At 36.5% G+C, this 15,412-nt stretch carries 11 protein-coding genes, 1 tRNA gene, 1 rRNA gene, 1 pseudogene and 1 riboswitch; of the genes and pseudogenes, 8 read left to right on the top strand and 6 right to left on the bottom strand.

Annotated features, from left to right (window positions below):
• Positions 1 to 392 (top strand): 23S ribosomal RNA (locus RMR19_RS05645); the annotation flags it as partial.
• A 370-nt stretch (positions 393 to 762) separates the two neighbouring features.
• Here the strand turns inward: RMR19_RS05645 and RMR19_RS05650 are convergent.
• From RMR19_RS05650 to RMR19_RS05665, 4 genes are all read right to left on the bottom strand, one after another.
• Positions 763 to 1,332 (bottom strand): hypothetical protein, encoded by a 570-nt coding sequence (locus RMR19_RS05650; RefSeq protein ID WP_310602528.1) that lies wholly within the window; start codon positions 1,330 to 1,332, stop codon positions 763 to 765.
• Between the two features lie 179 nt (positions 1,333 to 1,511).
• Positions 1,512 to 2,198 (bottom strand): LiaF transmembrane domain-containing protein, encoded by a 687-nt coding sequence (locus RMR19_RS05655; protein ID WP_310602529.1) that lies wholly within the window; start codon positions 2,196 to 2,198, stop codon positions 1,512 to 1,514.
• Positions 2,199 to 2,301: 103 nt separating this feature from the next.
• A complete protein-coding gene (locus RMR19_RS05660) occupies positions 2,302 to 2,754 on the bottom strand; it encodes a DMT family transporter (protein WP_310602530.1) in 453 nt (150 codons plus the stop codon).
• Positions 2,755 to 2,768: 14 nt separating this feature from the next.
• The gene (locus tag RMR19_RS05665; RefSeq protein ID WP_310602531.1) at positions 2,769 to 3,194 is read right to left on the bottom strand and encodes a DMT family transporter; all 426 of its coding nucleotides are present in this window, start codon (positions 3,192 to 3,194) and stop codon (positions 2,769 to 2,771) included.
• Between the two features lie 160 nt (positions 3,195 to 3,354).
• Between RMR19_RS05665 and RMR19_RS05670 the strand changes: the two genes are divergently transcribed.
• The 7 genes and pseudogenes from RMR19_RS05670 to RMR19_RS05700 all read left to right on the top strand — a co-directional run.
• Complete coding sequence (locus RMR19_RS05670) at positions 3,355 to 4,026, top strand: cyclic nucleotide-binding domain-containing protein (protein WP_310602532.1); 672 nt, start codon at positions 3,355 to 3,357, stop codon at positions 4,024 to 4,026.
• A gap of 74 nt (positions 4,027 to 4,100) precedes the next feature.
• Positions 4,101 to 4,196, top strand: a riboswitch (NiCo riboswitch).
• 208 nt (positions 4,197 to 4,404) lie between these two features.
• The gene (locus RMR19_RS05675; protein WP_334308191.1) at positions 4,405 to 5,280 is read left to right on the top strand and encodes a cation diffusion facilitator family transporter; all 876 of its coding nucleotides are present in this window, start codon (positions 4,405 to 4,407) and stop codon (positions 5,278 to 5,280) included.
• A 204-nt stretch (positions 5,281 to 5,484) separates the two neighbouring features.
• A tRNA-Trp gene (locus tag RMR19_RS05680) sits at positions 5,485 to 5,557 on the top strand.
• 265 nt (positions 5,558 to 5,822) lie between these two features.
• On the top strand, positions 5,823 to 8,570 hold the full coding sequence (locus RMR19_RS05685) for a protein kinase domain-containing protein (RefSeq protein ID WP_310602534.1): 2,748 nt from the start codon (positions 5,823 to 5,825) through the stop codon (positions 8,568 to 8,570).
• The gene (locus tag RMR19_RS05690; RefSeq protein WP_310602535.1) at positions 8,567 to 12,691 is read left to right on the top strand and encodes a response regulator; all 4,125 of its coding nucleotides are present in this window, start codon (positions 8,567 to 8,569) and stop codon (positions 12,689 to 12,691) included. The genes RMR19_RS05685 and RMR19_RS05690 overlap by 4 nt, the downstream gene beginning before the upstream one ends.
• A complete protein-coding gene (locus RMR19_RS05695) occupies positions 12,691 to 13,053 on the top strand; it encodes an Hpt domain-containing protein (protein WP_310602536.1) in 363 nt (120 codons plus the stop codon). The genes RMR19_RS05690 and RMR19_RS05695 overlap by 1 nt, the downstream gene beginning before the upstream one ends.
• A gap of 4 nt (positions 13,054 to 13,057) precedes the next feature.
• Positions 13,058 to 14,113, top strand: a pseudogene (locus tag RMR19_RS05700) (HD-GYP domain-containing protein); the annotation flags it as partial.
• Positions 14,114 to 14,369: 256 nt separating this feature from the next.
• On the opposite strand, the gene RMR19_RS05705 reads toward RMR19_RS05700, so the two are convergent.
• Entirely contained in the window at positions 14,370 to 15,089 is a 720-nt protein-coding gene (locus tag RMR19_RS05705) for an ImmA/IrrE family metallo-endopeptidase (protein ID WP_310602557.1), read from the bottom strand.
• Positions 15,062 to 15,382, bottom strand: coding sequence for a helix-turn-helix domain-containing protein (locus RMR19_RS05710; RefSeq protein WP_310602537.1), 321 nt, complete (start codon positions 15,380 to 15,382; stop codon positions 15,062 to 15,064). Before RMR19_RS05710 ends, RMR19_RS05705 begins: the two co-directional genes overlap by 28 nt.
• Between the last annotated feature and the right edge of the window lie 30 nt (positions 15,383 to 15,412).

Consider the following 15,412-nt stretch of genomic DNA (forward strand, 5'->3'; position numbering starts at 1 on the left):
GGCTCATCGCATCCTGGGGCTGTAGTAGGTCCCAAGGGTTGGGCTGTTCGCCCATTAAAGCGGTACGCGAGCTGGGTTCAGAACGTCGTGAGACAGTTCGGTCCCTATCCGGCGTAGGCGTAGGATATTTGAGAGGAGCTGACCTTAGTACGAGAGGACCGGGTTGGACGAACCTCTGGTGTATCGGTTGCATTACCAAGTGCATGGCCGAGTAGCCAAGTTTGGAAGGGATAAACGCTGAAGGCATCTAAGCGTGAAGCCCCCCTCAAGATAAGATATCCCATAGCACAAGCTAGTAAGACCCCTGAAAGACGATCAGGTAGATAGGACAGAGATGGAAGTGTGGTAACACATGTAGTTGACTGTTACTAATAGGTCGAGGGCTTAACCAAAAAGGAAGAAAGCGTAGGATTACAGGGAAGCAAAGAGAAAAGCTTGCTTTTCGAAGTGCTTACATGTAAGACATATCATTTGCTTGCAAATGATATCGAAAGAACGAAGTTCTTGAGATAACCGCTTTCTGATAAATGTCTAAATTCAATGTGTAGTTTTGAAGATACAACGTAAGAAGAACGTTCAATCGAAAGATTGGGCGTTTTTTGCATTCGAAAATCAATTTAGATGTATATATGAAAAAAGAGTTGCGCACAGACGACATATAATTCGTAAGTGCAGCAACTTCTTGAATTAAGAGACTATATAATTCAAATACTTTTGTAAAAGAACATTACTTGAACAGTACCTAATAGATATAAAAGAGAATTAGTTAATTAAATTTTGAGATACACTCAAAGTAGAAGGACGATATATATTAGGAAGTTCAAGTGATGCAGAACCGTACATCGTTTCTGTAAAGAGCTTTGTAATAGCATCTAATGTTTCATGTCTATATTTAAAATGAAAAACAGTAGCTATCTTGTCAAATAAATTAGGTTCAATGCAACAACCCCAGAAAGATTCATCTTCAACAAGGGACATTACCTCTAGTGATTTAGGAGTAATATGTAAAGTTGTATTTGTGTCGCTATTGGTTGCGGTTAAAACAACCTTGTTATCAATAACTTGGAATGATAGTTCGTACTCTAGTGAGTTGTCATAATGAATCAGGTTACTCAAAATCTCTTCAGTTTCATTACTAGAATCATTAGTAATACCTGTGATATCGAATTTAAGTAATTCTAAATCTTTGCTTGATAATAAATGAACTAGTTTATCAATACTTTCTTGTGTCAGAACACTACTTTGAATACCTTGTTTTTGATCAACTAAGAATCTTACCAAAGTATCAATTTCGTTTTGTGATAAAAGTGCTTTGCTATTATTTTCGCTCATAAAATTGCCCCCTTAGACAGTATAAATTGTAGCATACTCTTATTATACAGTAAAAATAAGACAAAATCAATGAAGCCAATTTCCTATAAAAGCGAAAAAATAATTATTTTTTGATACTTTATTAAAAAAAAGAAGCTAATTCGAATAAACTCAAATTAACTTCTTTTTGTGTGTTCATGCTATCGAACAAGAATTTCACCAAATATAGCGGAATATACGATATAAATAGTGGGTTTGCAAGAATCGATAACAGGATTGGTTTTATTCCTCATAGAGCCGAATATCGGAGACCCTGATGTTTTAACCTGTACATTTGGTGGAACTAATAGCTGAACGTCTCCAAATACGCTAGAACAATGAATTACAATGTCTTGTGTGATTATTGCACTGGATAAATCAACATGGAGTTCACCAAAGACAGAGCTTAACGATGCACCAAAAAAGTGTTCATTCGGTATAAATATCTTTCTTGAATGAAATACAGTAGAATAGTTGGAAGCATTTTTGTCGTAATGTATTTCAAAATTATGAAAACTTTTATTCGATGTATGTGGCATATTTCTAAATACAATTCCAAGGCCAATGCAAATGAAGGTAATAGGAATAATTAATTTACCAGTTAAAGCGATATCAATTACATTTTGACGCATAAGTAGAAGTAATATACCAATGGTTAATCCGATTACAGAACTAACATGAAAACCATCAGAAGTAATATGGATAAAACAAGGAACAATTATAAACAAAGTCCACCAACCAGGAAAGAATAATGTAAAGTCCCATAAATTTAGTATATTACCTACAAGTAAAATTCCAATACATATAAAAAACAACCCCCAAAGAGTTGAAGACAAACGTTTTCTCATAATTAACCACGTCCCCTTTCTAGTAATAGAGTAACGTATTTTATAATGATATACAAGTTACATTTGTCATGACTTCAAGAGGGGGAGGGGCATGTAGAAGGTGCTATTCTTGCGTTGCTAAGCGTTCTTGCTTGAAATCGATATAGGTGTTGTAGATTAGTCCAAACAGTACAAGAATGCCACCAAGAATTTTGCCAACAGATAGAGTGTCATATCTTAGCCAGTCAATTATAATAGCGGTAAAGATTTGGCTAACGAATAATATGATGGTTAATTGGAAGGCAGAAATCTTTGGGGTGATATAGTTTGATAATAGGACAGAGAATACACCTACGATACCACCGAAAAACATAACATACCCGTTTAGATTAGTCGGGAAAACAAAATGAGGTGCTATTTCTCTTGAAACAAGTAGTACAACAAGAGAAACAATAAAACCAGTTATATAATTATAAAATGTACTAGCAGTATTTGAAATATGTTTACTAAGTTGAGCGTTAGTAGTACGGCTAATTACGACAGTGATACCACATGCCACAGCTGCAAAGAGTGCCATATAATTCTCCTTTCCTATAAGAACATTGCGAAGATTCCGAGGATGATACAAGTAAGTCCAATTAGTTTGTGCTTTGTGAATGCATGTTTAGAGCTTCCTAGTAAGCCAAAGTGATCAACGATAAGAGATGTTGTTGTTTGAGCAAATAAACTAATACCAAGAGTAATTGTAACACCTAGATAGACAGTACTCAAATTATTGAATACTACAGTTAATACTCCAATTGTTCCCCCGGCGTATAGATAAAGAGGGAACTTGGCACGTTGCTGTGCTTTTATTTTTTTTCTTTGTAAAAACAGGAAAATTGTGATTAGGATAAGCCCAGAGAGATGAATAAAAACTGTCGCATGATAATTTCCGATAGCAGAAGTTAATTCACCATTCATCATAATCATTGTAGTAATTAGGATACCGTTAAGAATAGCAAGTAATGGGATCATAGTTTTTCCTTTCTTCGTGTAATTAAATATTTTAAATGATTTAGTATGATTATAAGAATAAATCTTGCATAAGTACATGACATATGTCACACTATAGATAGAAATAATTTTACTATGTTTTTATAAAAAAGTAGTTTTGAGAAGGGGCTATGCTTACGAAATGGAGATAATTAAGGATAGGAATATACATACATATTATTTGAATAAGTTTAATTTTCAGGATATATTAACATTAGAAAATAATTACGAGATTCAGTTGTGCGAATTTAATATAGGAGAGCATGTTTGCCGTGCAGGAGATGAGTCGAATTATATATATTTCTTTTTAGAGGGACAAGCAAAAACATACACGACAACAGAGTCAGGAAAGTCATTACTATTTTCATTCTATGATGATTTTGAGTTTGTGGGTGACGTTGAATTAATGACAAGTCAAGCGATGGTAGCTAATGTAGAATGCATAACAAAAGTGTGTTGCTTTCGTATTCCTACAGTTCCGTATCGCCAGTTGTTGCTACAGGATAATAAATTGTTAAAAACCATTGCAACAAAATTGGCTTTAAAACTTAATAATATATCAAGCAGTAGCGCTAGAAATCTACTATATCCATTGGAAAATAGATTAGCTGCTTATATTATCTCCATGAATAAGGAATTTTATTTTAATGAAAACCTAGTTCAGACAGCAGAATTATTGGGAGCAAGTTATCGTCATCTGCTTCGTTGCCTAAAGAAATTCTGTGAGAATAACTATATGGAGAAGTTGGAGAATGGCTATTATATCAATGATTATGATAAATTAGTTGAGTTAGGGGAAAGTGTTTATAAATAATAAAATGCTATTGACAAATATTTTCTAACTGCGTATAATATTAATATTACACTCTTTGCACTGCATATAAATCTACAGTACAAACTGAGCAGGCTATGAAATTGAATTCATGGAGCCGGGCCACTAAGTTGTGGCAACAGATGATAACGATATACATCTGTGGGACAGTAGTTTACTAATTATTGTTCCATAGGTGTTTTTTTTATGGAACGACATGCGTAAGGTTGTGTCTGAAAATGCATTTCCCTGTTCTGCACAGACCAGTATGAGCAATTTTCAGACACAATCTAGTGCCATAGGGCTATCTTAATGGAGGTAACATTTATGGAACAAACAAAAAGTCAAAAAACAAAGGATTTTACTAAGAAAGGCAAAAAGATGGATAATACACAAATAGCAATGCATGTATCTAAGGTAAGCATTGTAGTGAATGTATTCTTGTCTTTAGCGAAACTATTAATAGGTATTATAGCAAATTCAGGAGCTATGATATCGGATGCGGTTCATTCTGCTTCAGATGTATTCAGTACATTTATTGTTATGATTGGTATTACAATAGCAGGAAAAAGTTCTGATAAAGAACATCAATATGGACATGATCGTTTGGAGTGTATCGCATCTATAATATTGGCTGTTATATTGTTAGCAACAGGTATTGCTATTGGAGTGACAGGTGTTAAGAATATTATCTCAGGAAGCAGTAAGGATTTAGCGATACCAGGGGTATCTGCTTTGATAGCGGCAGTTGTATCAATTGTGGTAAAAGAATGGATGTATTGGTACACAAGAGGAGCTGCTAAGAGAATTAATTCGGGTGCATTAATGGCAGATGCTTGGCATCATAGGTCAGACTCATTATCTTCAGTAGGTGCATTCGTAGGTATTGCAGGAGCAAGATTGGGTTTCCCAGTATTGGATTCCGTAGCAAGTGTAGTGATTTGTCTTTTCATTATGAAAGCTTCTTATGATATATTCAAAGATGCGATTGATAAGTTAGTAGATAAATCTTGCGATGAAGAAACAGTTGAGCAGATGAGAACATTAATCTTAAACCAAGAGGGTGTTCTTGGAATTGATCTTATTAGAACGAGGCTCTTTGGGGCTAAGATTTATGTGGATATAGAAATTGTGGCAGACGGAGATAAAACTCTGAATGAGACACATTTTATTGCAGAATGTGTTCATGATGCAATTGAGAGAGAATTTGAAACAGTAAAACATTGCATGGTTCATGTTAACCCTAAGTTAGCGTAGTTATATAAAGTCAAAGATGACAATCTGGCTTGAATGTTGATTGTCATCTTTGCTATATCATTTGTTAATATAGTGGAGACTAAGAAGGGATGAATGTAGAATAAAAAATAATGAATAAATTTTTAAAATTATATTGACAATTAAAACAACTTAGTGTAATATATAGAAGTACCGTTCAGGAACGGAAACAACAAAACACAATATAGGGGTATAGTTCAGCTGGTAGAATAACGGTCTCCAAAACCGCAGGTCGTGGGTTCAAATCCTACTGCCCCTGTCAAATGTTAAAACCTGTCGTAAAATCTGTAAAATGATTTTATGGCAGGTTTTTTGTTATATAAAACGATACTAATAAAAATTGATTTTAATTTTTATTAGTATATTCTATTATAGATAGAAATAAATATTGTAAAGGAATAATGGTTTTGGGTAACACAGAGCAAAATAATACAATATCATATTTAATAATACATATGATTGCACGATAGGCTAAATTTTAGTATACTTTTATTAATACGAACCAAAATGCCAGGAGGTTGCATATGAATTTTCGAATAGGTAATTATGAGATTCAGGAGCAGATTTTCAGCTCGCCCAATAATACGCTTTATGCTGGTATTGCTATAAAAACAGGGCAACCGATTGCTGCTAAAACTATCAGTGCTAGCCTATACAATGACGAACGAAAAATGTCAAGGCTACGGAATGAGTTTAAGTTGATTCCCAAAATAAACAGTGATTTTGTAGTAAAAGTCATTGATTATATAAAACAAGAAGACAACGAATACTTGATTATGGAGCTTTGCGATGGTATGTCTTTATCGCAGTATATAGGTACACACAAAATGTCCGTTGCGACATTTTTACATATTGCTGTCCAGATTGTAAAAGGACTTACAGATATACACAGTTGTGGCATTATCCACAAGGATATTAACCCTACCAATATTATGTATGAACCTGAAACAAGGTCAATCAAGATTATTGATTTTGGTGCATCATCAGAATTTTCATACGAAAAGCCACAGGTAACATTGCTCAATGCAGGTACGTTGAAGTACATTTCACCTGAGCAGACAAAGCGTATGAACCGTCCTATTGATTTTCGTACTGATTTTTATTCCCTAGGAGTCATGTTTTACGAAATGCTAGCTTACAAGCTGCCTTTTGTATCAGATAGCCCTACGGAGCTTATTTATGCGCATATAGCTAAGTCTGCGCAGCCTGTTTCAGAGATGAATCCAGAAGTACCAGAGATGGTTTCAAAAATCATTGCAAAGCTTATGGAGAAGATGCCAGAAAATCGGTATGCGAGTACGGGTGGGATATTGCACGATCTTGAACGATGCATAACTAGCTTGGAAGCAGAAGGAGGCATCTCTGAATTTAAATTGGGATTGGAAGACAATACCTCTCGTTTTGAACTATCAAAGAAAATATATGGTAGAGAGGACGAAGTTTCAGAGTTACTTGCGATATATAAGGATTTTTTGCAAAAAGGCAAATGCTTTGTTACAATTGGCGGATATTCTGGAACGGGGAAAACAACGCTTGTTAACGAGTTGCAAAAAAGCATTGTGCAGGCAAATGCCATTTTTATTAGTGGAAAATTTGATCAATATCAAAGAAATGTTCCGTATTACGCATTTTTCAAAGCAATCGATCAACTTTGCGACTATATTTTGTCAGAATCGGAAGGTGTGCTTCTTGCATGGAGAACTCGACTATCAATGGCATTAGAGAAAGATGGAAGACTACTTACTGACAAAATTCCAAAGCTTGAGAGTCTTGTAGGGGTGCAGTCTCAAATTCAAGAGCTGTCTCTTTTGGAAGAACAGTCTCGATTTAAAAATGTTCTTCAACGATTACTCGAAGCTGTATCCTCACGGGAACATCCCTTGGTGCTGTTTATTGATGATATCCATATAGCTGATATGGGGTCACTTGAGATACTTGAAGATATTATGATGAATGAACGTATAGATGGACTTTTGGTTATAGCTTGCTATCGAGATAATGAAGTGGACGAGTCGCATCAGCTACTCCATTCCATTCGAAAGATGGAGCAGAGGGGATGCAATACGAGGCATATGAAGTTAAAAGGAGTGGATAAAGATGCCATTTCACAGATGATGGCAGATTCCTTGCATTGTGACCCTTTGGACTGCGAGGAATTCGTTACCATTGCCTATGAAAAAACTTACGGTAATCCATTTTATTTAATCCAATTGCTCAAACATTGCTATACTGAGAAATATATTGTTTTTTCACCAGAAAAAAACCGCTTTGTTTGGGAAATCGAGAGTATTAAGAAACTCCCTTTTAATGATAACGTGGTTGACTTTCTAATTGGTATCATGTCTATTTTACCAGATGAAACGGTGGAACTTCTCTCTTTTTGTGCCAGTATTGGGCAAAGCTTTGACTTGGATATGCTTATACATTTGCTTGGAAAAAGCGAGGATGAGACGATTGATATGCTTAAACCGGTTGTTGCAGCAGAGATTATCAGACCATCAAGTTATAATGATAGAGATATTCGTTGCGTGAGGTTCGACTTTTGCCATGATCGCTTTCAACAGGCCTATTATACAGTTATGCCTGAAGAAAAAAGAGGGCTTGCACATTTGGAGATTGCACAATACTATGAACGAAAATTTGCTAGGGAAGAACCTTCCGTTGAACAAATCCTTTCTATAGCAGAGCATTATGCAAAGGCTCTTTCGCAGATTGAGTCAAAAGAAGAGCGAGTAAAGGTCTCTAACATTCTTTTGAATGCAGCTAGTCTTTCTGGACGCTTATCTGCATATGATGCTGCTTTGCGTTTTATTGAGACAATTATAGGTGAGTTCTTAGATCTGTTTGAAGGAAATCTTGAATTTAAACGAAATGTTTATAGTTTATACCATATTATCTTGTGCCAAACAGCTAAGTATTCTCAAGCTGATGAGATTTATGAACAACTTACTGGCCTAACGGACAATCCACTTGACCTGACAGACAACTGCTGCGAGCAGTCAGTAAGCTTATCTAATCGTGGTCGGTATACTGATGCTGTAAATCTTTCTTTTGAAATGCTTGAAAGACATGGGGTAGAGTATCCAAAACAGGATTTAGTAGGTGTAATAAACACTGAGATTGAAGAATTATATAGAACCATCAAAAGCTCTAGCTTCAAGGGATTGGCAGGCATCAACAAGACCATCGACCCTATACATATGGCTATCTATAAGATAGCCAGCAGAATATATGCACCTAGCTTTTTCAAAGACCCTATGGACAGTCTTTGAAAAAGCTAGGTATTGTTGGTGCAAATCGTGTGTTGAAATACGGATATACAGCCAATGGATTGCAGATTTATTGTTATTTAGGGATGACACTTATTGCACTTCGTGGTGATTATCAAACTGCTTATAGGTCGATTAAGGACTGTATTACAGTAGCGGAGGAAAACAAATATTATCACGACTTGGCTAGACTGTATCATGCGTATTCTTTGCTTTATATGCATTGGATTGAAGATCAAAAAAATAGTGTTTATTATGCTCGTGAGGCATTTAGGGGAAATCTAGAGGCTGGCGGAGATCTTGAATTCTCATGCTTTAGCTATTATACAGTTCTTATGGCTTATTTAGAAACCTCAGAGCAACTTGAAGAACTGAGACTGGAAAGTGAAACAGCTATTTCCTTTGCAAAAAAAACCGACAATCACCATGCATTAGAATCATTTCGGTGTTATGTTCAATTCTATAAGGCAATGAAGGGTGAGAACTTAGAATATGGTAGTTTTCAGGATGAGTTTTTTGACGTAAGGATGTTTGTGGAGCAAAATACGAATAATGCAATGGCGCTGTGTTATTACTATACACTTAGAGCATTGTCGGCAGTAATCTATTCCGATTACGAGACTGCGTTTGAGATGACAGAATTGGCTACTCCAATGATTTCTCATGTTATGTGTTTCTACATTGAAGCACAGCATAATTTTTTACATTCGCTTGCTATTTGTAAAAGGTTATCAAGTGGTAACTTAGCACCTGAAGAAGAGCAGCGTTTAATGCAGATTTTGAAAAAGAACCAGCAATGGCTAGGTTGTCGTGCACAAGATGCACCTATGAACTTTTTACATATGCATACAGCTATTGAAGCGGAAATAAAAGCAGTTGAAGGAAATGACACTGAAGTTGTAATTTTATATAACAAAGCGATAAAGGAAGCAAAAGAGAATAGCAGACCAATCTATTGTGGTCTACTTTCGGAGTTAGCTGTACCTTATTTTGAAAAAATCAAAAATTATAAAACTGCCATTATTCATTTGCAAAATGCTTATTATGCCTATTCTGAATGGGGTGCTGATGGCAAGGTAGCTCAAATGAAGGGGCAGTATGCCGAGCTGTTCTCGATGTCTATCATTGATAACCGTATGCGTACTATTTCTGGCACACAGACGGGGGAAACGGTTGAACTCGACTTAAACGAAGCTATTTCGGAAGCGCAATCACTGGAAGAAGGGGTGTATTCAGCGGATGAAAATCTAGTGAACCTGCTGCTTAAAACCTCTGGTGCGCGGAATGTCTTTTTTTTGAAACGAGAATGTGGAGAGTTGAAAGTACAGGTAGAAGGGCACTTGATAGGTGATGACATAAACATTATCTTAACGCCTCAAAGTGCACAAAAAAAACTTCCACAACGTATACTTAATTACACAGAGCGCACACGTGATTGTGTCATCTTGGATTGCGATGACAATTTCGGCAGCTTTGGCGTAGATGAATACTTTAAGACTATGCCTTGCAAATCGGTAATGTGTTTAGCAGTTGTGCATGATGGCAACCCTAAAGGCATTTTGTATTTGGAAAATGATATGGTGGAGGGAGCATTTCAACACGAAAAGACAGAAGTGTTGAATCTGATTGCATCTCAACTTGCTATTTCTCTGGAGAATGATAGAAGAGATGTTGGAAAGTCAGACGGTGTTGACAAGGCTGGGGTGTTTGCAATCAATCAAGTTAACTCTGCACAGGAAAAAGTACGTGAGGTGGAGGCACATGCACAGCTAATGCTAGATTCCAGCCCTCTTGCTTGCAATGTGTGGGATGACTGTATACAAATTATTGACTGCAACGAGGCAGCAGTAAAACTGTTTGGACTTTCTTCTAAGGCGGATTATCTGAAGAACTTCTTTTATTTAAATGCATCTGAGCAAGCGAATGGCAAATCAACTGGTGAAATGCTTGCGGTGTATTTTAAGATGGTCATTTTACAAAATGAGGTCGTATTTCCTTGGTTACATCAAAACCTAAAAGGTGAACAGATTCCATGTGAAATTACTTTAAAAAAGGTTGCATATAAAGAGACATTCCGAATAATGGGCTATGCTCGTGATTTGCGTGCTGAGATGGCAGCTAAGGAGGAAGCACGTGAGGCTGATGAACGCAATCGTCTTATGATTGATTCATCACCAATATGTTTTACATTTTGGGATGAACAAACTAGGCTTATCGACTGTAATGAGGCGGTTCTCGATTTGTTCAAACTTGAAGAGAAAGATACGTTTATTCATAATTTCTTTGCATTTGCACCAGAGTACCAAAAGGATGGTGAAACATCGAGACAAGTGTGGGCGCAGTGTATCAATGCGGCTGTAAAGCATGGTAAATATGTAACGGAATTCATGCACCGCAACCTAATGGGGGCAGAGATACCGACTGAGGTAACATTGGTGAAAATCAACTATGGTAACTCCTATCGCATAGCAGGTTTTACTCGTGATTTGCGTGAATATAAGGCAATGCTTTCGGTTATCAAAGCAAACGAGCAGGAACTAGTAGATGCTAAGTTGATAGCAGAGGAAAGTGCTCGTGCGAAAAGTGAATTTTTGGCTAATATGAGTCACGAAATCCGAACACCAATGAATACAATTATTGGTATGACAACCATCGGTAAGTCAGCGGAAAGTGATGAGCAAAAGGAGTATTGCTTCGAAAAGATAGAGGAAGCGTCAAAGCATCTGTTATCTTTGATAAATGATATCTTGGATATGTCCAAGATTGATGCACATAAACTGGAACTGCATCTGGAGTCTTTTCACTTGGAAAATATGTTAGAAAACGTGTGCGATATGTGTGCCGCTAGAGCAGAAGAAAAAAAGATTACACTATTTGTAAATGTTGATCCTGATGTCTCATGTTACGTAATTGGCGATGAGCTGAGACTTTCACAGGTGATTTCTAATCTTTTATCAAATGCAGTTAAATTTACGCCTGAAAATGGGAAGGTGAAGCTGACTGTGAATAAGCAGTCTGAGTCCGAGGATGAAAGTGTTTTTTATTTTGAAGTGGCTGATACGGGCATTGGTATTGCACCAGATAAGTTGGAGACAATATTTTCATCATTTCAACAGGCAGAAGCAAACATTACTAGACGGTTTGGTGGCACAGGTCTTGGGTTGTCCATCTCCAAGAGTATTGTGGAGATGATGGGTGGAGTTTTATCTGTTGAAAGCGTGGAGGGAGAGGGTAGTCGTTTCTACTTTACCGTCAAGCTTGCAAACGACAAACAAACATGCAATCAAATTGATACTGCTGCCTATAGCAAGCTCAATGTACTTGTTGTCGATGATGATATGGAGGTACGAGAGTATTTCAAGCGAATCATGCAGGAGTTAAACGCTACATGTGATGTGGTAGACAGTGGTGTGGAAGCTGTACGTGTGATTGAGGCTGTGAAGTCCGAAGGCAGGGCGGCATATGATGTTATCTTTGTTGATTACTTTATGGATGGCATGGATGGCATTGTAACCGTCAGTGAAATACGCAAGATTCTACCAAAAGATGTTAATGTGATTATGATATCTGCGTTGGAATGGAACAGTATTGCTGTTGTTGCTGGACGTGTAGGAATTACACATTATCTTGCAAAGCCATTATTCCGCTCAGCTATCATTCGGACAATTGATGGGCTTGTATTAAAGCGTCAGCCGATTGAAACAAAACAACCAGAATTTACAGCGACATTCAGTAAGTGCCATATGTTATTGGTTGAGGATATACCGTTTAATCAAGAAATTATTATGACACTGCTGTCAAAAACAAAAATAAAAATAGACTGTGCACAAAATGGAGAAGAAGCTTTTAGAATATTTGAAAAAAATCCAAATAAATATGATATTATATTAATGGATGTTCAAATGCCTATTATGGACGGTTTGACAGCTACTAGACTGATTAAAGAACTTGAGGGAGAGAATGCGTCACCTGTACCTATTGTGGCGCTGACAGCCAATGTATTTGAGGAAGATATTAATCAGTGCATCGCAGCAGGTATGGTAGACCACATAGGCAAACCATTCAATCTCGATGAGCTATTAGGCAAAATAGGAAAATATCTAAAAACTAAGGAGGATTTGTAATGAATGAAAACACCTTACAAGAGTTGGAGGCAGCTGGTATAGATGTTACAGCTGGTATCAATCGTTTTTTAGGAGATGATTCAATATATCTGTCATTTCTTTTGAGATTCCCTCAAGAAGAAAGTTTCGGGCAGCTTGAATCTGCTATACAACAAAGCAAATGGCAGGAGGCTACCGAGTATGCTCATGCACTGAAGGGATTGTGTGGGAATTTGGGATTAAATAAACTCTTTCAAATTTGCTCTGATATGGTTACAGCAGGGCGTAATGGGGAAGAGATGCAGATAGCAGCATTATACCAAGACGTTCGTGCAGAATATGAAACAATATGTTCTGTTTTAAACGGGAAAGGAAACAGTTGAAATGATGAATGAGCGTAATACAATACTAATTGTTGATGACCAGAAGGTTAATCGTGCAATACTCCATCTTATTTTTGAGAACAACTACGACATCTTAGAGGCGGGAGACGGTAGCCATGCAATTGCACTTCTTGAAGAAAATATACATAAAACAGTGGCAGTACTGCTTGATTTATCTATGCCAGTCATGGATGGTTACCAAGTGATGGAAGAGATGGGAAGTAAAGGTCTTCTGTCGAAGGTTCCTGTTATCGTTATCACCTCAGATGATAGTGCAGATAGTGAACTTCGCTCGTTTGACCTCGGAGCTTCTGATATTATTACAAAACCTTTTGAGCCACATATTGTTAGAAGACGAGTGCAGAATATAGTAGAACTCTATAACCATAAGCTTCATTTGGAAGACCTTGTAAAGGAGCAGTCTGAAAGTCTGCGTGAGGTTAACTCAATTATGGTGGAGGTACTCGTATCAACTATTGAATATCGCAATTTGGAATCAGGTCAGCATATCCGCCGTATCCGAATGTTTACCAAGGCTTTGCTAGAGGAAGTTTCAAGGGTACATCAGGAATATAATCTTACTGCACATCAAATAGAAGTGATTTCGGATGCGTCCTCGCTACATGATATCGGTAAAATTGCCATTCCTGATTCTATTCTTAATAAGCCAGGGCGACTAACTGCAGAAGAGTTTGATATTATGAAGACACATACTACGCAAGGCTGTGAGATTTTGTCGGGTTTGGAAAGAATGAACGACAAAGAGTATCTGCAATATGCATACAACATTTGCCGCTACCATCACGAACGTTGGGATGGAAATGGATATCCAGATAAACTAAAAGGTTCTGAGATTCCTATTTGTGCACAGGTTGTTGCCATTGCTGACTGCTATGATGCATTGACAACCGACCGTGTTTACAAAAAAGCGTTTGATTCAGACGTAGCATTTGAGATGATTCTAAATGGTGAATGTGGTACTTTTTCTCCAGAGATGTTAGAATGCTTTAAATCCGTAAGGGAATGTTTTAAAAGAATGACTAGAGAATATGCGGATGGTAAACCTGTTGATATGGGGTAAAGATAAGATTGCATGAAAGTATTAAAAAGAAGCCATCGCTGGCTTCTAAGAGGGGGAGGGGGTTATGAAAAAATCTATATAAAAGGATTAATTTGCTGTTCCTTTGATAGATATATAATACCATTCAAATGTGTATCATGTATGGAGTTAAAGTGAAGAATATGTGAACAATGTAGAGCCGATGTACTTGTGAAAATTCACAAATCATCGGCTCTTATGTTTTTAATCTCAAACTCTAATATTCCCCATACAACCAGCTATTCTCAGCCACTTGAAGTTGCTGATCTAATTCATTGAATGCTGAATAAGAATATCTTGGCAATGTGCAAACACCACAATCAGGGTCAAACGTATTATACATTTTACGTCCACAAATTACACATTCACTTGTTTGATAGACAAATTTCTTAATTCTCTTGTTGTAGAAGTGATTGTATAATACCTCATCTGTTTCATTCATCTTATTATTATGGGTAACAATAAAACGTCGCCATCTTTTATAATCATTAAAAGCGATATCCGCAGCTTCTTCCGACAAACCAAAAAGGTTCATAACATCTTTATAATTCTTACAAGAATATTGTATAGCGATACGTGGTGCAAGAATATTGCTTGCAAAAATATTTGCGGCAGATTCTTCTTCTGAATCAAGTAAGATATGACCTAGCTCATGCATTAATGAAAACCGTATTCTCATCTCTGGTTTCTCATCATTATAGTAGATGCTTTTTTTCTCTTGTATTGTAATGGCATCCTCACTTAGTAAAAAGCAGGCAGCTCTCTTTGTATTGGAAAGAGAAGAGTATTTTACTAGTTTATATTCAAAAGCATGTAATAGCTTATGGCAATCAATTGGAAATGATTTTATCTTACATGATGTAATAGTAGAACAAACTGTCTTTAATATTGTCTGGAAATCTATAATAATCAGCCCTCTTCCTCGTCTTCTGATAATATAATTTGTGCAAGTTTCATTTTTTCGGCTTGAGAAAGATTATTTTTACTACGTGTATATACGGTAAGTAAATCATTATAGGAATCAAGTTTGTTTTCAATCGTATCATCAAAATCATCTAATGAAAGTCCTAGTACACGTGCAATTGCCTTTAATGTTTCAAGTTTTGGGTCTTTTGTAACCCCACTAAGTATCTTATCTAATGTACCTTTTGGTATTCCAGAACGTTCTGCTAGTTCAGCAGTTGTAAGTCCTAATTTCTTTTTGTATTCTTCAATAATCTCTAAGCCCATATGCAAACCTCCTTCTTATATAGTATATTT

This window comes from Anaerosporobacter sp., from assembly GCF_031551385.1.
Taxonomy (GTDB): Bacteria; Bacillota; Clostridia; order Lachnospirales; family Lachnospiraceae; genus Anaerosporobacter.

What these genes read in the sequence shown, in the direction of transcription:
- RMR19_RS05660 (WP_310602530.1), bottom strand. Translation starts at nt 2,754, where the DNA reads ATGGCACTCTTTGCAGCTGTGGCATGTGGTATCACTGTCGTAATTAGC.
- RMR19_RS05665 (WP_310602531.1), bottom strand. Translation starts at nt 3,194, where the DNA reads ATGATCCCATTACTTGCTATTCTTAACGGTATCCTAATTACTACAATG.
- RMR19_RS05685 (WP_310602534.1), top strand. Translation starts at nt 5,823, where the DNA reads ATGAATTTTCGAATAGGTAATTATGAGATTCAGGAGCAGATTTTCAGC.
- RMR19_RS05710 (WP_310602537.1), bottom strand. Translation starts at nt 15,382, where the DNA reads ATGGGCTTAGAGATTATTGAAGAATACAAAAAGAAATTAGGACTTACA.
- RMR19_RS05695 (WP_310602536.1), top strand. Translation starts at nt 12,691, where the DNA reads ATGAATGAAAACACCTTACAAGAGTTGGAGGCAGCTGGTATAGATGTT.
- RMR19_RS05655 (WP_310602529.1), bottom strand. Translation starts at nt 2,198, where the DNA reads ATGAGAAAACGTTTGTCTTCAACTCTTTGGGGGTTGTTTTTTATATGT.
- RMR19_RS05670 (WP_310602532.1), top strand. Translation starts at nt 3,355, where the DNA reads ATGGAGATAATTAAGGATAGGAATATACATACATATTATTTGAATAAG.
- RMR19_RS05675 (WP_334308191.1), top strand. Translation starts at nt 4,405, where the DNA reads ATGGATAATACACAAATAGCAATGCATGTATCTAAGGTAAGCATTGTA.
- RMR19_RS05650 (WP_310602528.1), bottom strand. Translation starts at nt 1,332, where the DNA reads ATGAGCGAAAATAATAGCAAAGCACTTTTATCACAAAACGAAATTGAT.